Below are 16,251 nucleotides of genomic sequence, written 5' to 3'. Positions count from 1 at the left end.
CGCTCGCTACATCGTCCGTTGCGGCGCGGTCTGCAGCAATTCCTGCAATTGCCTGGCATAGAACCTGGCGTCGCCGGTCGTCAGATGACCGCGCGTCTCGGTGCTCGCCGGAATCAGATAGATATTGCCGTTCTTGATCCGCTTCACGGCGGCTTCGGTGACGCCGGTCTCCGGCGGATTGCGCTCGTCGTCGGCCGCATTGATCGCAAGCAGCGTGGCCTCGATCTTCTCCAGTCCGGCGGACGGATCGTAATCGTACGACGCCTCCCATTGGTAGATGTAGTCGTTGGCGTCTGCGGTGACCGGCAGTGCCGGCTGGTCATCGACCATCTTGTCGGCTTGCTGTGCCGACGGCGCCAGCGTCTGGTAGCCGAGCGTGCCGCCGGCGCTGGCGAAGCGATAGGCCGCGATGGCATATTTCATCATCCGTGGCGGGCTGGTGTAGTTGCCGTTGTTGTAGTCGGGATCGTTGCGGATCGTGTCGAGCATGGTCCGGCGCAGGATCCAGTTGCGCGCCGCCATCGCCGTCGGTTGCGAGGCCATCGGCACCAGCACGTCCATCATCTGCGGATATCGCACGCCCCAGATCCAGCTATGCATGCCGCCCATTGAATTGCCGATCACGAGCCGCAGATGCTTGACGCCGAGCCCTTCGGTGACGAGCCGGTACTGCGCGTCGACCATGTCGTTGTAGTCGTATTCCGGAAAGCTGGTCCGCATCGCATCCGACGGCTTCGACGATTTGCCGTGCCCGATGCCGTCGGGGATGATGATGTAGTATTTCGCGGCGTCGAGCGGCTGGCCCGGGCCGAACAACTGGCCGGCAAAGCTCGGCGTCAGCATGCTGGCGGCCGAGCCGCCGGAGCCGTGCAGCACCAGCACCGGCTGCCCGGTCGGCGCGCCGACCGTGGTGTAGTGCAGCCGCAGTTCCGGCATCACCTCGCCGCTGTGAAACTTGAAGTCCTTCGCGATCCACTCGCCATCCTGCGGCGCGGGATAATCTGCAGCCATGGCCGGAACCGACATCGAGACAACAGCGGCAACCAGCGCCGCGCACCAACGGAACATCATGCTTCTTCCCACCCGCGGCGCGTTTGTCCAGCCGCTTCGACGCAGGCCTAGCATGAGGGAAAGCGTTGTCAGAGAGGACGTCGGCGCGGCTGGCGAAGATGTGTCCGGCTAGCCTGCCTTCAGGATCTTGAGCGCATACCAACCCCAATAGACCCGGTGGCGCTGGATCAGGCCGCCCTCGATCTCCATGACCTCGACCAGATCCATCTGGTCGCTGTCCGGAGACTGGCGCGGATATTCCCAGGTGAGAATTTTGCCATCGCTGAAGAAGCCCTGCTTGAAGCGTCGCCGCTGCGGTGGGTTGGTGCGGAACACGCGCGTGATGAACTCGCGCAGCGCCTCGCGGCCCTGGACGATGCCGTCCCTGGTGTGCATCAGATGCTGGACCAGCGGGCTCTCGATGGAGGCATCGGGCGCATAGAGCGCCAGCGCCGCCTCGAGGTCCTTGTTGCCGAGCGCTTCATCCCAAAGCCTGTAGATGCGTTCCGCGTCTTTGTTGCCTGCTGTCATGATTGTTCCCTTGTGTGTCGTCGACTGCCGCCGATTTGACCGGAGAAGGCGGCCGCAACGTTTCAGGAAAATCTGAAATGAGTTTCGCGATGCTGCGAATGCGCGTAGGAGGGTTTCGGCGTGATATGGAGGACGATGCGGTGGGATCATCCCAATCCGTGCAGACCGGATTTTCGCGGATCGCCGAGGCATTGGGCGATCCGGTGCGCGAGGCCATGGTCAGCGCGCTGGCGGACGGCAAGGCGCTGCCCGCCGGCGAGCTTGCCGCGGTCGCCGGCATTTCGCCGCAAGGCGCCAGCGCGCATCTGCAAAAGCTGGTCGACGCGCGGGTGCTGTCGGTGTGGGCCCAGGGCAGGTTCAGATATTACCGGATCAGGGATGACGACGTCGCGGCGCTGATCGAGAACCTGGTCGACCTCGCGGCCAAGGCCACGCCTGGACGCAAGCGTGCGATGCCGGCCGAGCAGCTCAGGCAATCGCGCACCTGCTATCATCACCTCGCGGGTCAGCTCGGCGTGCTGCTGTCGAATGCGCTGATCCGCCGCCGCCTCGTCATCGTCGACGGCCGCGATGGCCGCGTCACCGAACAGGGGCTGGCCTGGTGCCGGGCCGAAGCGATCGATTTCGATCCGGCGCGGCAGCCGCATCTGCGGCTCTGCAACGACTGGACCGAGCGCGTGCCGCATCTCGCCGGTCCGTTTGCCAATGCCGTGCTGGCGCGGCTGGTCGAGATCCGCGGCGTTGCGCCGCATCGGATTCCGCGGGCGCTGCGGATCACCGATCGCGGGCGGGCGTTCTTCGATCGGCTCGGCGTGCAGGTTCCGTTCTGAGCGCGCGTGGATGAGCTAGCGCCCGTCCTCGACTTCGGTTTCCGGGCGGTCGTTGCCGGAGGCGGTTTCGGTCAGCCATTTGCCGTCCGACGTCTCGTACTGGATCGCCTCGGTGCGCCCGGGAACGCGCTGCTCGTTGGCGGCGCGCCGGGCGGCAGCGAGCGCCGCGGCATGGGTTGGAAACGGTTCCGAGAACACCCCGTTGACGGTATAGGCCCAGCCGCCATCGTGCTGGACCACCTTGTAGATCACGTGGCTCATCCGGAACCTCGCTTCCGTCGTGAACGATGAGGCTGCCAGAATAGACCACGATGTCGTATTTTGCAGCAGCCGATCGTCCTTGAGCATGATCCGGAAAAGTGGAGGCCGGTTTTCCGAGAAGATCATGCTCGGATATCGAGACAGACGCCCGCTGCTGCGGGCGAGGGAGACCGACATGTGCCGCAATATCAAGACGCTGTTCAACTTCGAGCCGCCCGCCACCGAGGACGAGATCCACGCCTCGGCGCTGCAATTCGTGCGCAAACTGAGTGGCTTCAACAAGCCGTCGCAGTCCAATGAGGCGGCCTTCAACCTTGCCGTGACCGAGGTCTCGGACGCCGCGCGCAAGCTGCTGATCTCGTTGCAGACCACCGCGCCGGCGCGCGACCGCGAGATCGAGGCGGAGAAGGCGAGGGAGCGTTCGCGCCTGCGGTTCGGCTGAGGCCTGCGGCTTTCCGTGACTCAGGTCACGGTAGGCGCCGCGCTGCCGGGGCATCATGGCCGTTCACCCCGAACCCGGAACAACGCCATGAAGCCTGCCGCCCTGCTCACATTCTGTTCGATGGCGTTCGCCGTGCTCTGGACCTGCGGCATGCTGTGGTCGAGCGGCATGATCGACTTCGCCAACGTCATCATCCTGTCGGCGTGCGGAGCGTTCGCTGGCGTTGCCTGGTTCTACGCGATGCGCTGGGTCTTTCAACTCATGCAGCTCGCCAAGCTGTCCGATCCTCCGGCCAATTCGGGGACCGAGCGGTGAGCATCGCGCGCGACACGAATCTCGCTCGCCGTGTCGCGCAATGACAAGAAGGATTACTTCCTGTCCTTCTTGCGATGTTTCTTCTTTTTCTTGTGGTCGTCGTCTTCGTCGTCATCATCCGCGAAATCGACCGCGTCGACGTCAAGCGCGATCGCTTCCGCCGCCGCGCGCTCGGCGGCATCGCGCTCGGCGAGCTCGGCGGCTTCACGCTCCTTGGTGCGCTTGTAGTCTTCCCAGGCATCGAAGATCATGTGCAGCCACGGCATCACCTGCTCGATCGACGGCAATTGTCCGGGCGGGCCGGCCTCACCGCGCGGGCCGGCCGGACCCTGCGGCCCCTGTGGACCAGCTTCACCGCGCGGACCCTGCACGCCCGGCTTGCCTTGCGCACCCGGCTTGCCCTGCGGACCTGGCTTTCCGGCCACGCCCGCCTTGCCCTGCGGACCCGGCTTGCCGCGCGGACCTTCCGGCCCCGGCCGTCCCGGATGCCCTTGCGGTCCGGGCTTTCCCGGCTCGCCCTGACGGCCCTGCGGCCCCTGCGCCCCTCGTGCCCCCTGGCGGGAAGTTGTCTCGTCAGCCACTGATATGCTCCGTCGCGATGTGAAGCCGCTTGTAACAGAGGTTAGAGGACGGCTTCAATTCTGCCTGCAGGCACCGACGCGAGCGATCAACAGTCATAATTCCATGGGCATTATGACAGCGGAGGACGCATTGCGGGTTCTGAACGGCAGCTACGGCGACGGACCGCAAGCGCTCGACATCGTCGTGACGCGGCACGATGTGCTCGACGAAGCGAGCTTTCGCAGCACCGGCGTGCTCGAGCTCTATGAGCAGTTGTTTCCCGCGAGCGAGCGCGACAGCTCCGATGACGTCGTGCGCTGGCTGTTGTCGGACGACGTCGGCGAGCCCAGGCATTTCAGCGTCGGCGGCCAGCAGATCTCCTATCGGCTCGACTCGCGCTGCTTCATCCTGCGTGCCGGCGGGCGTGCGATCGGACTCGGCTTCTTCACCTATGATCACGGCAGCGACCTGATCTATTGCAACCATGTCGGCATCGACAGAGCGTGGCGCGGCGGCGGCCTGGCGCGCGCGTTCTATCGCGAGATGGTCGCCACGCTCGATGAGCTGTTTCCGCGCAACATCGGCGTGGTGCTCGAGGTCGAGCCTTTCGATCGCAATCGTCTCGTCGCGATCATCGCCGATCTCGAACGAACGGGCAGGCGGCAGCTCGTGGCGGATCAGCAGGCCGAGATCCGCAAATTGCTCCGCGTCCGTTGGTACGACAAGCTCGGCTATGCCGTGTTCTGCGACGCGCGCACGATGCGGCCGCTGGTGTGCCGCTCGCCAAGTCTTAATCCCTCGAGTCCTGATCCATCAAGTCTTGATCCGTGCCTGCCGTCATCTGATCGGGCAGGAGGCGAAGAAAATTACTGGCTGATGTGGCAGCCGCGGACCGGTGCGCCCCAAGCAGAGGCGCGCGCCGATCAGCTCTGGCAAAATGCCGTCGCCGCGATCTATGTCGAGATCCTGGCAAAGTCCCTCGTCGATGACGATCCGTTTGGACGCCGCGACTATTGGGACTATGCGACCGGGCTGGTCGCCCGGACGATGCAACAGACCGCGACGACCGACGTGCGTCTCGCACGCTGCCTCGCCGACGAGGACGGCGCCCTGCTGTCGCGCTGGCGGCGTCTTGCGATCGACCTGCCGATCTAGGACTGGCCGCCAGAGCTCGATGAAATGAAGTTGAAGCGGTTTGGCCGCGGACCGCGGTTCACCTCTCCCAAAGGAGAGGTGAACCTCCGCTGCCCCTTCACACCAACCTAATCTCATCACGGCTTTACGCCGCGGCGTGCTCGCTCAACGGCACCTCGATGCCGTCGGCCGAGTATTCGCGAATCTTGTTCCGCAAGGTGCGGACCGACAGGCCGAGCACGCGTGCGGCGCGAGTGCGGTTGCCGTCGCAGCGCGCGAGCGTTTGCAGCACAAGTTCCCGCTCGACTTCATCGACCGTCGCGCCGATCAGCAATGGGACGATTTCATTTGGAGCCAGCGACGGCAGCAGTGCTTCCGGCGACGGTACGGTGGACGCGTAAGACATGAACTCCTCCCGATCAACGCCCGCCTCATCGATGAGGCGGAGACATCGAGAAAACCAACTACCCCGTAGATCCACGGTGTGCCGGTTTGGTTAACAAGACCTTAACGCGCCGCTAACTCCCTGCGTTGTAAGCAAAATACCCAGAAATCGCCACGATTGCGGTTCCATCGGTCACAATGTCCGGTAGCCGCCGTCCACCATCACGATCGATCCCGAGACGTAGGCCGACAGGTCCGAGGCGAGGAAGATCGCGGGGCCGACAATGTCCTCCGGCTTGCCGGGACGGCCGAGCGGGGTGTGATCCATGAAGGCTTTCACGAGGTCCGGATTAGTCGCGCGCACCTTCTCGTTCAACGGCGTCTCGATGAAGCCGGGGCCGATCGCATTGACGCGCACGCCGTCCTTGCCGAGCTCGGCCGCCAGCGCCTTGGTGAAGCCGAGCACGCCGTGCTTGGAGGCGGTATAGGCCGGCGAGCTCGGCGTGCGCAGATGCACGAAAGACTGGATCGAGCCGATATTGACGATGCGTCCCTTGTTCTGGCGCAGGGCCGCGAGAAAGGAGTGGGTTACGTTGAAGACGCCGGTGAGGTTGATCGAGATGATATCTTCCCAATCCTTGATCACGGCTTCCTCGGCGCCCAGCATGCCGTTGCGGCGCGCGATGCCGGCATTGTTGACCAGGATCGAGACCGGCCCGACCTTGTCGGCGACCTGCTTGGCCATTGCGATGCAGGCGTCGCGATCGGTCACGTCGAGCGGAAAGCTGTCCGCCTTGCCGCCGGCGCTCCTGATCTCCTTGGCCGCTTCCCCCGCCGCATCGCCGTTCATGTCGAGCAGCACCACGCGCGCGCCCTCGCGGCCGTAGCCGACGGCGATCGCGCGCCCGATGCCGGAGCCCGCACCGGTGATGACGGCGATGTGATTGTCGAGAAGAGCCATGGTGTTTCCTCGTTTCTGATTTGTGATGTTGTCGACAACACTATTCAAAACTGCGCCAAGCGAAACGCCAAGCCGCGTTTGCGCGTTGCTGTTATCCGGATTCGGATGACAGCACGGACCGATCATGGACCCGCATATCAGACAATGGAAAGTTGCGATCGCGCGCTTCTGCGCGGCGCCGGATCCCGATTATCGCGAGATCGCCAAAATGGTCGCCGAGATCGCCACCACCGAGATCGACGAGACGCTGCGGCAAGCGGCCGCACAGGTGCTGCCGATCCTGCGCCAGGCGGCGCTGAAATCGGCTGACCGCCGGACCAGATCGATGGCGCTGCGTCGTCTCGGCATCGTTGCCGACGCGCTGCACACGCTGTCCGCGCCGCGGTTCGGCCGGCGCGGCTTGACGCCGAAGGTGCTGACGGAGGACGAGCGCTACCGGCAATTGCTTGGCCTGCCGTTCGGCCGCCATCTCGCGGCGACCGAAATCCAGCAGGCGTTCAAGCGCGCCGCCAAGACGGTGCATCCCGACGGCGGCGGCAACGGCGCGGCGTTCCTCGAACTCGCCGCCGCGCGCGACGCCCTGATCAAGCATCACTGATGCGTCTAGCATCACTGATGCGTCAAGCATCATTGACGCGCGATCGCGTCAAGTCCGGCAATACAAGGCCTGACAGCACAAGGGCCGACGACGCGTTATTGCCGCGTGTCCGCCCTCGCGCGTGATCGGCGATCGCTCAGAACGAGCAGGTGCCGTTGTTCAGGAGGCCGGTCTTGTAGCTGAATGCGGCGTCGAAGGTCGGCAGCTCATCGCTGACAATGGCGAAGTTCGCGGGCCACGGCGTGGTCGGGATGCTCTGGTCCCAGATCTGGCAGAAGCCGGTGTCCTGCCAGCGGATCAGATGATACGGGTTGGCGCTGGCGGGGCTGGCCGCGGCAAGCACGGACACGGTGGCGGCAATGGCGGCGCAGGCAATCGCAAGACGACGCATGGGAAATCTCCGCTTTGGATATGTGAATGCTCCGCAGGGGCAATCCTGGAGCTCAGGGGCCGATCGCCCCGGACATGCAGTGAGTGTTGCAACCCCGGGAACAGGTTCAACGCCGGTGCTGTGCCAAATTGCGCCGGATCGTGCGCTTGCTACAGTCGGCCCGGTGCGATTCGTGCCCGTGTCGCGACGCGAGCCGATCGATGTGAGTAAATCGCTGTGAGCAAATTTTGGGGAGACCGCACATGAAACCTTCGTCCACGCTTCGCGCCGTGCTGGTTGCACTGATGGCGTTCACCGGACTTGCTTTCTCTTCGGCGGCGCGCGCCGACAGCGGCTTCGTGACGCTCACGATCTACAAGGCCGGATGGATCATCGGCGGCTCCGGCGGCAGCGGCGTTTTGACCTTCCGCGGCCGCTCCTATCGGTTGTCCACCGGCGGCCTCGATTACGGCCTGGTGTTCGGCGGCTCCAAGACCGTGCTGCGCGGCCGCGTCAGCAACATCAATCGTCCGTCGGACGTTGCCGGCGTCTACGGCGCAGCGGGTGCGGGACTTGCAGTCGGCCGCGGCGCCCGCGCGATCGTGCTCACCAATCAGAAGGGCGCGGTGCTCGAGCTGACCGGCCACCAGGTCGGGCTGATGGCCAACGCCGATCTGAGCGGACTTGCGATCACGATGCGGTAGTTCGCCGATCTCGGGGCGTTTGAGTCGAGGTCGTGTCCGGTTTGGTGATGAAGATGCTCCTGGATATCGGTCTTCGCGGTGGGGCCCTGGCCTTGCTGGTGCTTCTCGCGCTCGACGCCCTCCTGCAGTTGCGCAAGACGCGGCTCGGCCGCATAACCCTTGTTCTCAACTTGTGCGGAATTGCGTTTCTCATCGAGACGGCTCCGCAATTTCACGACAGCCACGCCGTGTGGATCCTCTTCCTGCGGGTGGCGAGCAATATGGCGGCCGCTGTCTTTGTTCTCTGGAGCGAGGAGGTGTTCGACGACACGGCCAGGCCGCCGTTGATTGGTTGGACGCTCCTGGGTTTGATGGCCTTGCTTGTCATCTGGGCCGTGGTCGCCGACTCGTCATGGGCCTGGCTCGCGACCCATGTCTCCGCTCTGATGCTGGTGGTGATCGCGATCGCTCGCGCTCTGCTGGGCCGAGCCAACGACCTGATCGAAATACGCCGCCGGGATCGGATCGTGTTCGCGTGGGGTTTGGGCCTCACGATCGTGGTCTGCACGCTGATTGGGGCGAGCAATGTCGGGATGACGCCTGCGCTTCCCGGTGTGCTGGGCATCGCGCTGGCTGCCGCCTTGCTTCGCTTGCGTAGGGCAAGCCCGATCTCCGCGGTCGCCGCTGCGCCAGCGGCATCGGAGCCGGTCCCGTCGACGCTCGGCATGACGGAGCCGGAAGCCGCGCTGTATCAGCGTTTGCTGGCGACGATGGAAGTGGAGCGGGCCTACCGCGACGGCGGCATGACCATTGCGAGCCTGGCCAAACGGCTGGCCACGCCGGAATACCGATTGCGCCAGCTCATCAATCAGCGGCTCGGGTACGGCAACTTTGCCCGCTTCATCAACTCCTTCCGGCTGGCGGAGGCGCGCGCGGCGCTGGCCGATCCCGGTCAGGTGCGCGTCCCGATCTTGACGATTGCGCTGGATGCCGGCTTCGAGTCGATCGGCCCGTTCAATCGAGCGTTCAAGGTGCAGACCGGAGAAACGCCAAGCGAATTCCGCAAACGAACCCTGGCGGAACTGGTCTGACGCACCGATTGTCGGAAACGGCCAGATTTTGCGGGTTTCGGCGATCCTGAGCGCGACTTTCGGCGCGACCGGCCCGGCCTTGGCCATCATGTTCGCATCCAGCCCAGGGAGATGCCCATGATGCAACCCGCTTCGCCGACGACCCGCCGGCTTCTTTATATCGACAATCTGCGTTGGTCGGCGATCAGCATGGTTGTGGTCATGCACGCCGCCGTCACCTACTCGCCGTTTGGGAGCTGGTACTACCGCGAGCATCCGCCGCTGGGCCTGGTCACCGAGGTGGCGTTTGCGGCCTACCAGACGTTCCAGCACGCAGTCTCCATGGGGCTGCTGTTCGGCATCGCTGGATACTTTGCCGCCGGTATGGTCGCCCGCCGCGGCGTCGGCGGCTTCATGCAGGAACGGCTGTATCGTCTCGGCATCCCCCTTCTCCTGTACATCGGGCTGATTGGACCGCTGACAGAGTATTACGTCGCGGGATCATGGTGGTCGCAGCCGCGCCGGAGTTTCACGGAGGACTGGCTGCATCACCTCTCCAACGGAGAACTTCTCGACGGCTCCGGCCCGCTCTGGTTCTGCCTGGTGCTGCTGCTGTTTTCCGGCTGCTTTGCCCTGCTGTGTAGGTTCCGACCGATCGGCCAACCCGCCGCCCGTTCGCTACCGAGCCTGGCCTCGGTGCTTGGTTTTGTCCTGGCGATGAGCGCCGTGACGTTCGCAGTGGGGCTGCTGGCGCCGGAAGGCCGCAGCATCCTCAACATCGCCATTCACGACGCGCCGCAGTACCCCTTCATGTTCGCCGCCGGGGTCGCGGCGTGGCGAGGCGATTGGCTGCGACGGATGTCGAGCGGCGCGGGACGGCGCTGGCTGGTCGGCGGGCTGCTGGGGAGCATCGCGCTGTGGGCAGCCATCGTCGTCTTCGGGGGAGCCCTCGAGGGTCGGCTGGCCGACTACGGCGGCGGTTGGCATTGGCAGGCGGCGGGTATGGACTTTTGGCGCTCGGCAACGTGCGTCTCGCTCAGCCTGGGGTTGGTGGTGCTGTATCGTGACCTGTTCGACTGGCAGGGTCCGGTGACGAAATTCCTCAGCCGGAATGCCTTCGGCGTTTACGTTCTGCACGCCCCTGTGCTCATCGCGGTGACCCGCGCGATGCACGATTGGACCGTTGCCCCGCAATGGAAATTCCTGTTGGCAAGCCTCGTCGGCGTGGTCGCCAGCTTTCTGGTGGTCGGATTGCTGGCTCGGCGCATTCCGGGGCTGCGCGCAGTGCTGTGAACGTTGGCGCGCCCGTCGCAATGCCACGTGCCCTCAGGGGCCGGCGCGCAGCTGCATGATTTCTGGATATTGGAAATGTATCCGTGAGTTGCTCGACGTGTCAAGTCGAGCGCCGGCCGCCGCCGGCTCCTTTGCATGGGGTTGTTCCTCGATATTTTGGCGGCGCCCCCCGCGACTGACCGCGGCGGCACCTACCTGAACAGATGCAGCGCGGCGTATTGCAGCAGCATGATGGTCTTGGCGTCGACGATGCGGCCGTCGCTGATCATGGCGAGCGCGTCGTCGATCGAAAGCTCCAGCACCTCGATGTCCTCGCCCTCGTCGGCGAGCCCGCCGCCATCGCCGACGCGCATCGCGGCATCGTATTCGGCGACGAAGAAATGCAGCTTCTCGGTCACCGCGCCCGGCGTCATGAAGGCTTCGAATACCTTGCGTACGTGGGCGAGCCGGTAGCCGATCTCTTCCTCCGCCTCGGCGCGGATGCGCGCCTCCGGCGCGGCGTCGTCGAGCATGCCGGCCGCGGCCTCGATCAGGAGATCATCATAGCCGTTGGCGAACGCGGGGTAGCGGAATTGGCGCACCAGCACGACGCTGCGGGTCTTTAGATTATACGGCAACAGCGTCGCGCCGTTGCCGCGGTCATAGACCTCGCGCACCTGGGTCTGCCATTCGCCATTGCTGCGGCGGTAGTCGAATGTCGCGCTCTTCAGCTCGTAGCGGCGCTTCGACAGCAGCTCGACGTCCTTGATGCGGACGCGGTCGGCGATGCTCATGCGGAAATCCTCAACCCTGTCACGGCGTGGCTTCGCGGCCGTCGAGCCATTTGGCCAGCATCACCGAGGTCGATTCCTCATAGCCGAGCGTTTGGTAGAATGCGCTCGCCTTGGCGTTCTCCCGCCGCACCAGCAGTTGCAGCTTCGGCACGCCGGCTGCGCGCAGCCAATTCTCGACCGCTTCCATCATGGTGCGGCCCAGGCCCTTGCCCTGGCGGCCGGGGGCGACCGCGACGTAATAGACCCAGCCGCGGTGGCCGTCATGACCGACCATCGCGGTCGCCACGATCGCGCCGGCGTCGCGGCCGACCAGCACGGCCGAATTCGGTCCGCGTCGCGCCAGCGCGATGTCGGACGCGGGATCGTTCCAGGGCCGCGTCAGGCCGCAGGCCTGCCACAGCGCGACCACGTCGGCGACGTCGGCATCGGTGATCTCAGCAATGGCGAGCGCGCGGGAGGGCATTGTCGCCTGCACGCTCACAGCACCTTGCCCGGATTCATGATACCGAGCGGATCGAGCATCGCCTTGATGGAGCGCATCAGCTCGATCGCGACGTTGTCCTTGACGTCGGGCAGTTCGTCGCGCTTGAGCACGCCGATGCCGTGCTCGGCCGAGATCGAGCCGCCCATCCGCAGCACGATCTCGAACACGACGGCATTGACGTCGTGCCAGCGCGCCAGGAAGTCGGCCGCGTTGGCGCCGACCGGCTGGCTGACATTGTAGTGGATGTTGCCGTCGCCGAGATGGCCGAACGGCACCGGCCGCGCGCCGGGGATCAGCTTCATCACCGCCGCATTGGCTTCCTCGATGAAGTCGGGCACGGCCGCGACCGGCACCGAGATGTCGTGCTTGATCGAGCCGCCCTCCGGCTTCTGCGCCGCCGACATCTCGTCGCGCAGCTTCCAGAACGCCTGGCGCTGGCTCAGATTGGCCGCGATCACGGCGTCATCGACGATGCCGTCCTCCATGCCCTGGGCGAGGATCGCCTCCAGCGTGTCGCGCGCGTCGTCGCGCGACGACGACAATTCCATCAGCACGTACCAGGGGTGCTTGCTGGTCAAGGGATCGCGGATATCGATGCCATGGCGGATCGAGAAGTCGACCGCGATGTCGGCGAGCAGCTCGAAGCTCGTCAGAGCGCCCGCCGCCTGATTGCGCGAGATCGACAGCAATTTGAGGGCGGCCGCCGGCGAGGTCAGGCCGACATAGGCGGTCTCGACCGCGCGCGGCCGTGGAAACAGCTTCAAGGTCGCCGCGGTGATGATGCCGAGCGTGCCCTCGGCGCCGATGAACAGGTTGCGCAGATCGTAGCCGGTGTTGTCCTTCTTCAGCTTGGACAGCGCGTTCAGCACGCGGCCGTCGGCCAGCACGACTTCGAGGCCGAGCGCCATTTCGCGCGCCACGCCATAGGCGAGCGCGCCGGTGCCGCCGGCATTGGTCGAGAGGTTGCCGCCGATGGTGCAGCTGCCTTCGGCGCCGAGCGACAGCGGAAACAGCCGATCGACCTCGGCGGCCTTCTGCTGCACGATCTGCAGCACAACGCCGGCCTCGCAGGTCATGGTGTTGGATTCGACGTCGATGTCGCGGATCTTGTCGAGGCGCCGCAGCGACACCACGACCTCGCCATTGTGCGGCGTCTGGCCGCCGACCAGGCCGGTGTTGCCGCCCTGCGGCACCAGCGCGATCCTGTGCTCGCTCGCGAGCTTGCAGATCGCGGCGACTTCGGCGGTCGAACCCGGGCGCAGCACCAGCTGTGAGCGGCCGTGGAACAGGTCGCGCTCCTCGGTGACGTAGGGCTCGATGTCGGCGGCGTCGGTCACCGCATATTTCGCCCCGACGATGGCGCGGAATTTCTCAAGTAATTCGGGCGGAAGCGGCGGCACCGCGGACTGGACGATGTTCATTTTTTCTTGGTCTTTCACGTGGGTCGGGATTTACCGCCCAACCGCTGCGCGGCGCAGCCGGTCATTGATGGCTTCGCCCAGCCCGTCCTCGGGAATGGGCGTCACTGCAATAGCATCCGCATTTCTCTTGTCGAGCGTGCGAAGGTAGCCGAACAGATTTGCGGCGGCCTCGGCGAGATCGCCGCGCTCGGACAGGTTCACCTCCACCAGGGCGCATTCGCGCCGCGCCACCTTGGTCGGCCCGAACGTCAGCAAGGCTTCGCCAACATGGACGTCACTGGCATTGAGCCGAACCGGGGTGCGCGGCGCATAATGCGAGGCGAGCATGCCGGGGGCGACCGGCTGGGCGTCGCTCTCGGCGTCCTGCGGCGGCGACTGCAAGGGATGGCCGAGCACGCGCTCGATCTCGGCGCGCGTCAGCCCGCCCGGCCGCAGCAGCACCGGATCGGAGAAGCAGCCGATGATGGTGGATTCGACGCCGACCTCGACCGGGCCGCCGTCGACGATCAAATCGATCCGGCCGTCGAGATCGCCGTTCACGTGCTCGGCGGTGGTCGGCGAGACATGGCCGGACAGATTGGCCGACGGCGCTACCACGGCACCGCCGAAGGCCTTGATGATGTCGCGCGCCACCTTGTGGGCCGGAATGCGGATGGCGACCGTATCGAGCCCCGCAGTCGCGAGTTCCGCGACCGGGCAGGACAGCGCCTTCGGCAGCACCAGGGTCAGCGGGCCCGGCCAGAACGCGTCCGCCAGCCGCAGCGCCTGGCCGTCGAACAGGGCGATCCGGCGCGCGGCGCCGAGATCGGCGACATGGGCAATCAGCGGATTGAAGGCCGGCCGGCCCTTGGCCTGGTAGAGCCGGGCGATCGCGGCGGCGTTGCCGGCATCGGCACCGAGGCCATAAACCGTCTCGGTCGGAAACGCCACCAGGCCGCCTTCGGCCAACACCCCGGCGGCGGTCGCCGTGGCGGCGGCGCCGGCGGGCAGAACGTGCGTTTTCAGGCCTGTATCCACTGTGACTAGATTCCTCAATTGGGCGCCTTGTGGTCCCTTGCAGTCCCTGAAACCCGACGCTATAAGCCCGGCTCTCAGTCGGAGTGTGGCTCAGCCCGGTAGAGCACTGCGTTCGGGACGCAGGGGTCGCAGGTTCGAATCCTGCCACTCCGACCAGATTTCCTTAGGTTTTTTCTTCTCATCGGTGGCTGTTCCCAAGTCAACCACCGATTTGACCACCGAAACATACCGCGCTTTCAGGCCAATGGCTGCCGCCGCCCCGTGCAAATGATCGGGATGGTGATGGCCATAGGTTTCCTGCAGGACCTCCGCCGACATGCCGAGGAACCCGGCTGCCTCCCAAATCGGCACGCCGCGCTGCATCAACCAGGTTGCTGCCGTGTGGCGCAACGTGTGCGGAGTGACTTTCCCGGGTAACCTGGCCAGATCCACGGCAGATTTGAAGCCTTTCTTCACGGAAGCGACCGGCTTGCCATTGAACTCGACGAAGCAGGTGTTGATCAGCTTCCGGTCTTGCCAACGACGCAAATGAGCCAATAGCCGGGGTGGGAGCGGGGCTGGCGTCTGACGCTTCTTGGTAGCTCGCTTCCCGATCGGCCTTCGGTAGAAGATACCACGCTCGAGATCGACGTACGAGTGTCCAAGCTCGGGGTAAGGCGATGCCGCCGCGATTGCCCCGGCCCTGGTGCCGGTGTAGAGGCCGATCAGGATAAATCTGGCCACGTGTCGCAGCGGCCGGCGGTCTGTCCGGACCGGGTTGCCCCTTGAGCTGCCGGCATGGACGGTCTGCTTTTCGCGATAGCGCCAACATTGCCAAATCAGGGCCGCCGCCTCGCTGCGTGTCAGCCATCGGTCGCGTGCCTCACCTTTTGCCGGGAGGGATACGCGAACCGTGCCGCGGTGAAATCCCTCCTTTGCATGATGGTTGATCGCGGCACGAAAAGTCTCGAGGTCACGACGCGCGCCGCCCCGGCTGCCGCGATGTTTGACGTAACCGGCACAGGTTTGCGCGTTGACTGCCGCCAGCTTCTTGCCGCCCCAGAAGTCATTAAGCCGGTCGATCCTCGCTTCGATTTCAAACTGATCACCGGGCTCGCCGATATCGGTCAGATAGATCGACAGCACGTCGGCGCAATCGATGTCGTCGATATCTCGTCGGCTGCGCTCCGGTTGGTATTTTTGCGCGATGTAGTCTGCTAGCGCTTGCTCTGCTTTCTGCGGAGGCTTTGTTTCAGACGCGCTCGCAATGCATCCTGTGGCGATATGCCGGTCGCCGTCTTTGATAATCCAAACGGACTGGGCGACGAGGTCGCCTCCGCGATACCGTGCTTTGCGTCTGTAGAGCCGGGCTCCTTTGCTTGGACGCGGCATAATTCCCTCATTCTCTCTATATGAAAGAGTGTCGTGTAATCCTTGCCTGCAATGCGCTCGATGACGAGCCTTCCGCGAGAACTCTCTCTGCGCAACCCGGAGGCGGTCATCGAACCATCGGGAAATGCCACGGCCGCTGCTACAGAAAGCCGAAGCGGATCATGCAGACCAACAGCTTCGCGGTGCTTTGTGTCGATCATGTCAGCGGCATCGCGAAATCGCGAACGCATTGACGATGATCGGGCCTTAGGCGAGTGACATTCTTGTTTCTCTGATTGTTTAGAGCGTGTGTTTGTCTCGGGGGTGACGGGAGCCGGACATGTTATCCTGCATTGATCAAAGGTGCGGCCCTGATCAGCGTTGCCGCTTTTGATCAGCCGCCCCGTGGTGCTGGACGTCTCGGGATTGTCAGAGCCCATCGGCACATACAATCAACCCGTGGACGGCAACTCAATTGCGACGAGCCGCAGTTTGGGCCGACATGAGCGGGCAGGAAGAATGCCTGGGACGGAAGCGCCAGCGTTAGCTTAGGTGCGGATATCGATCACTTTTGCGAAGGGCCTCATTTTCACGTTGTTCGTTTCGGCTAAATTTCAATTGGTCAATCTTTGCTACCGTCAACGGTGCGGGCGAAACTGGCTCGACGAAGTTGGCCGCTGACCTGGCTATGCGCAGCGATTCACACGATAGGTCTATCCGGTT

Annotated in this window: 21 protein-coding genes, 1 tRNA gene and 1 pseudogene; 10 read left to right on the top strand and 13 right to left on the bottom strand. The window is 64.6% G+C overall.

The window, feature by feature from the left end:
- Nucleotides 1-6: 6 nt before the first annotated feature.
- Both ACVINW_RS01120 and ACVINW_RS01115 read right to left on the bottom strand, forming a co-directional pair.
- Nucleotides 7-1,068, bottom strand: a complete 1,062-nt coding sequence (locus ACVINW_RS01120; protein ID WP_456756263.1) for an alpha/beta fold hydrolase — start codon at nucleotides 1,066-1,068, stop codon at nucleotides 7-9.
- Nucleotides 1,069-1,179: 111 nt separating this feature from the next.
- Nucleotides 1,180-1,581: a nuclear transport factor 2 family protein gene (locus ACVINW_RS01115; RefSeq protein ID WP_456749598.1), complete on the bottom strand. Its 402-nt coding sequence runs from the start codon at nucleotides 1,579-1,581 to the stop codon at nucleotides 1,180-1,182.
- A gap of 140 nt (nucleotides 1,582-1,721) precedes the next feature.
- On the opposite strand from ACVINW_RS01115, the gene ACVINW_RS01110 reads away from it, so the two are divergent.
- Nucleotides 1,722-2,411, top strand: a complete 690-nt coding sequence (locus tag ACVINW_RS01110; RefSeq protein WP_456749597.1) for an ArsR/SmtB family transcription factor — start codon at nucleotides 1,722-1,724, stop codon at nucleotides 2,409-2,411.
- 15 nt (nucleotides 2,412-2,426) lie between these two features.
- Here the strand turns inward: ACVINW_RS01110 and ACVINW_RS01105 are convergent, their stop codons facing one another.
- Complete coding sequence (locus ACVINW_RS01105; RefSeq protein ID WP_016840968.1) at nucleotides 2,427-2,672, bottom strand: DUF2188 domain-containing protein; 246 nt, start codon at nucleotides 2,670-2,672, stop codon at nucleotides 2,427-2,429.
- 175 nt (nucleotides 2,673-2,847) lie between these two features.
- Between ACVINW_RS01105 and ACVINW_RS01100 the strand changes: the two genes are divergently transcribed.
- Nucleotides 2,848-3,114: a DUF2277 domain-containing protein gene (locus ACVINW_RS01100; RefSeq protein ID WP_456749596.1), complete on the top strand. Its 267-nt coding sequence runs from the start codon at nucleotides 2,848-2,850 to the stop codon at nucleotides 3,112-3,114.
- A gap of 87 nt (nucleotides 3,115-3,201) precedes the next feature.
- Nucleotides 3,202-3,429 (top strand): hypothetical protein, encoded by a 228-nt coding sequence (locus ACVINW_RS01095; protein WP_456749595.1) that lies wholly within the window; start codon nucleotides 3,202-3,204, stop codon nucleotides 3,427-3,429.
- A 53-nt stretch (nucleotides 3,430-3,482) separates the two neighbouring features.
- On the opposite strand, the gene ACVINW_RS01090 is transcribed toward ACVINW_RS01095, so the two are convergent.
- Complete coding sequence (locus ACVINW_RS01090) at nucleotides 3,483-4,010, bottom strand: collagen-like protein (protein WP_456749594.1); 528 nt, start codon at nucleotides 4,008-4,010, stop codon at nucleotides 3,483-3,485.
- 130 nt (nucleotides 4,011-4,140) lie between these two features.
- Between ACVINW_RS01090 and ACVINW_RS01085 the strand changes: the two genes are divergently transcribed.
- A complete protein-coding gene (locus ACVINW_RS01085) occupies nucleotides 4,141-5,145 on the top strand; it encodes a GNAT family N-acetyltransferase (protein ID WP_456749593.1) in 1,005 nt (334 codons plus the stop codon).
- Nucleotides 5,146-5,269: 124 nt separating this feature from the next.
- Here ACVINW_RS01085 and ACVINW_RS01080 read toward each other — a convergent pair whose 3' ends face one another.
- Nucleotides 5,270-5,530 (bottom strand): helix-turn-helix domain-containing protein, encoded by a 261-nt coding sequence (locus tag ACVINW_RS01080; protein ID WP_456749592.1) that lies wholly within the window; start codon nucleotides 5,528-5,530, stop codon nucleotides 5,270-5,272.
- 171 nt (nucleotides 5,531-5,701) lie between these two features.
- A complete protein-coding gene (locus ACVINW_RS01075) occupies nucleotides 5,702-6,469 on the bottom strand; it encodes an SDR family NAD(P)-dependent oxidoreductase (RefSeq protein WP_456749591.1) in 768 nt (255 codons plus the stop codon).
- A gap of 124 nt (nucleotides 6,470-6,593) precedes the next feature.
- Between ACVINW_RS01075 and ACVINW_RS01070 the strand changes: the two genes are divergently transcribed.
- The gene (locus ACVINW_RS01070; protein WP_456749590.1) at nucleotides 6,594-7,067 is read left to right on the top strand and encodes a hypothetical protein; all 474 of its coding nucleotides are present in this window, start codon (nucleotides 6,594-6,596) and stop codon (nucleotides 7,065-7,067) included.
- 136 nt (nucleotides 7,068-7,203) lie between these two features.
- Here ACVINW_RS01070 and ACVINW_RS01065 read toward each other — a convergent pair whose 3' ends face one another.
- Complete coding sequence (locus ACVINW_RS01065) at nucleotides 7,204-7,458, bottom strand: hypothetical protein (protein WP_456749589.1); 255 nt, start codon at nucleotides 7,456-7,458, stop codon at nucleotides 7,204-7,206.
- Nucleotides 7,459-7,700: 242 nt separating this feature from the next.
- Here ACVINW_RS01065 and ACVINW_RS01060 point away from each other — a divergent pair, with 242 nt between their 5' ends.
- The 3 genes from ACVINW_RS01060 (at nucleotide 7,701) to ACVINW_RS01050 (ending at nucleotide 10,483) form a co-directional block, all read left to right on the top strand.
- Nucleotides 7,701-8,141, top strand: a complete 441-nt coding sequence (locus tag ACVINW_RS01060; RefSeq protein WP_456749588.1) for a hypothetical protein — start codon at nucleotides 7,701-7,703, stop codon at nucleotides 8,139-8,141.
- A gap of 32 nt (nucleotides 8,142-8,173) precedes the next feature.
- Entirely contained in the window at nucleotides 8,174-9,211 is a 1,038-nt protein-coding gene (locus ACVINW_RS01055) for a helix-turn-helix domain-containing protein (RefSeq protein WP_456749587.1), read from the top strand.
- Nucleotides 9,212-9,328: 117 nt separating this feature from the next.
- Nucleotides 9,329-10,483 (top strand): acyltransferase family protein, encoded by a 1,155-nt coding sequence (locus ACVINW_RS01050; RefSeq protein WP_456749586.1) that lies wholly within the window; start codon nucleotides 9,329-9,331, stop codon nucleotides 10,481-10,483.
- 191 nt (nucleotides 10,484-10,674) lie between these two features.
- Here the strand turns inward: ACVINW_RS01050 and ACVINW_RS01045 are convergent, their stop codons facing one another.
- Genes ACVINW_RS01045 through ACVINW_RS01030 form a run of 4 tightly spaced genes read right to left on the bottom strand, consistent with a single transcriptional unit; the run spans nucleotide 10,675 to nucleotide 14,178 of the window.
- On the bottom strand, nucleotides 10,675-11,256 hold the full coding sequence (locus ACVINW_RS01045) for a GDP-mannose pyrophosphatase (protein WP_456749585.1): 582 nt from the start codon (nucleotides 11,254-11,256) through the stop codon (nucleotides 10,675-10,677).
- A gap of 19 nt (nucleotides 11,257-11,275) precedes the next feature.
- Nucleotides 11,276-11,719: a GNAT family acetyltransferase gene (locus tag ACVINW_RS01040; RefSeq protein WP_456749584.1), complete on the bottom strand. Its 444-nt coding sequence runs from the start codon at nucleotides 11,717-11,719 to the stop codon at nucleotides 11,276-11,278.
- A gap of 14 nt (nucleotides 11,720-11,733) precedes the next feature.
- Entirely contained in the window at nucleotides 11,734-13,161 is a 1,428-nt protein-coding gene (locus ACVINW_RS01035; protein ID WP_456749583.1) for an FAD-binding oxidoreductase, read from the bottom strand.
- A gap of 30 nt (nucleotides 13,162-13,191) precedes the next feature.
- The gene (locus ACVINW_RS01030) at nucleotides 13,192-14,178 is read right to left on the bottom strand and encodes an L-threonylcarbamoyladenylate synthase (RefSeq protein ID WP_456749582.1); all 987 of its coding nucleotides are present in this window, start codon (nucleotides 14,176-14,178) and stop codon (nucleotides 13,192-13,194) included.
- Between the two features lie 79 nt (nucleotides 14,179-14,257).
- On the opposite strand from ACVINW_RS01030, the gene ACVINW_RS01025 reads away from it, so the two are divergent.
- Nucleotides 14,258-14,334: transfer RNA gene (locus ACVINW_RS01025), tRNA-Pro, on the top strand.
- A 135-nt stretch (nucleotides 14,335-14,469) separates the two neighbouring features.
- Here ACVINW_RS01025 and ACVINW_RS01020 read toward each other — a convergent pair.
- A pseudogene (locus ACVINW_RS01020) lies at nucleotides 14,470-14,901 on the bottom strand (site-specific integrase); the annotation flags it as partial.
- 54 nt (nucleotides 14,902-14,955) lie between these two features.
- Between ACVINW_RS01020 and ACVINW_RS01015 the strand changes: the two are divergent.
- The gene (locus ACVINW_RS01015; protein ID WP_456706924.1) at nucleotides 14,956-15,378 is read left to right on the top strand and encodes a hypothetical protein; all 423 of its coding nucleotides are present in this window, start codon (nucleotides 14,956-14,958) and stop codon (nucleotides 15,376-15,378) included.
- Here the strand turns inward: ACVINW_RS01015 and ACVINW_RS01010 are convergent.
- Nucleotides 15,375-15,749: an excisionase gene (locus ACVINW_RS01010; RefSeq protein ID WP_456706923.1), complete on the bottom strand. Its 375-nt coding sequence runs from the start codon at nucleotides 15,747-15,749 to the stop codon at nucleotides 15,375-15,377. The two genes, ACVINW_RS01015 and ACVINW_RS01010, sit on opposite strands and share 4 nt — an antisense overlap.
- Nucleotides 15,750-16,251: the final 502 nt, after the last annotated feature.

It is taken from the genome of Bradyrhizobium sp. USDA 4461 (assembly GCF_054055655.1).
The sequence above is the reverse complement of the archived record's forward strand: the minus strand, read 5'-3'. Positions and strand labels throughout refer to the sequence as shown.

What these genes read in the sequence shown, in the direction of transcription:
- ACVINW_RS01080 (WP_456749592.1), bottom strand. Translation starts at nt 5,530, where the DNA reads ATGTCTTACGCGTCCACCGTACCGTCGCCGGAAGCACTGCTGCCGTCG.
- ACVINW_RS01050 (WP_456749586.1), top strand. Translation starts at nt 9,329, where the DNA reads ATGATGCAACCCGCTTCGCCGACGACCCGCCGGCTTCTTTATATCGAC.
- ACVINW_RS01040 (WP_456749584.1), bottom strand. Translation starts at nt 11,719, where the DNA reads ATGCCCTCCCGCGCGCTCGCCATTGCTGAGATCACCGATGCCGACGTC.
- ACVINW_RS01075 (WP_456749591.1), bottom strand. Translation starts at nt 6,469, where the DNA reads ATGGCTCTTCTCGACAATCACATCGCCGTCATCACCGGTGCGGGCTCC.
- ACVINW_RS01095 (WP_456749595.1), top strand. Translation starts at nt 3,202, where the DNA reads ATGAAGCCTGCCGCCCTGCTCACATTCTGTTCGATGGCGTTCGCCGTG.
- ACVINW_RS01010 (WP_456706923.1), bottom strand. Translation starts at nt 15,749, where the DNA reads ATGATCGACACAAAGCACCGCGAAGCTGTTGGTCTGCATGATCCGCTT.
- ACVINW_RS01105 (WP_016840968.1), bottom strand. Translation starts at nt 2,672, where the DNA reads ATGAGCCACGTGATCTACAAGGTGGTCCAGCACGATGGCGGCTGGGCC.
- ACVINW_RS01060 (WP_456749588.1), top strand. Translation starts at nt 7,701, where the DNA reads ATGAAACCTTCGTCCACGCTTCGCGCCGTGCTGGTTGCACTGATGGCG.
- ACVINW_RS01100 (WP_456749596.1), top strand. Translation starts at nt 2,848, where the DNA reads ATGTGCCGCAATATCAAGACGCTGTTCAACTTCGAGCCGCCCGCCACC.
- ACVINW_RS01015 (WP_456706924.1), top strand. Translation starts at nt 14,956, where the DNA reads ATGGACGGTCTGCTTTTCGCGATAGCGCCAACATTGCCAAATCAGGGC.
- ACVINW_RS01120 (WP_456756263.1), bottom strand. Translation starts at nt 1,068, where the DNA reads ATGTTCCGTTGGTGCGCGGCGCTGGTTGCCGCTGTTGTCTCGATGTCG.
- ACVINW_RS01070 (WP_456749590.1), top strand. Translation starts at nt 6,594, where the DNA reads ATGGACCCGCATATCAGACAATGGAAAGTTGCGATCGCGCGCTTCTGC.
- ACVINW_RS01065 (WP_456749589.1), bottom strand. Translation starts at nt 7,458, where the DNA reads ATGCGTCGTCTTGCGATTGCCTGCGCCGCCATTGCCGCCACCGTGTCC.
- ACVINW_RS01035 (WP_456749583.1), bottom strand. Translation starts at nt 13,161, where the DNA reads ATGAACATCGTCCAGTCCGCGGTGCCGCCGCTTCCGCCCGAATTACTT.
- ACVINW_RS01045 (WP_456749585.1), bottom strand. Translation starts at nt 11,256, where the DNA reads ATGAGCATCGCCGACCGCGTCCGCATCAAGGACGTCGAGCTGCTGTCG.
- ACVINW_RS01115 (WP_456749598.1), bottom strand. Translation starts at nt 1,581, where the DNA reads ATGACAGCAGGCAACAAAGACGCGGAACGCATCTACAGGCTTTGGGAT.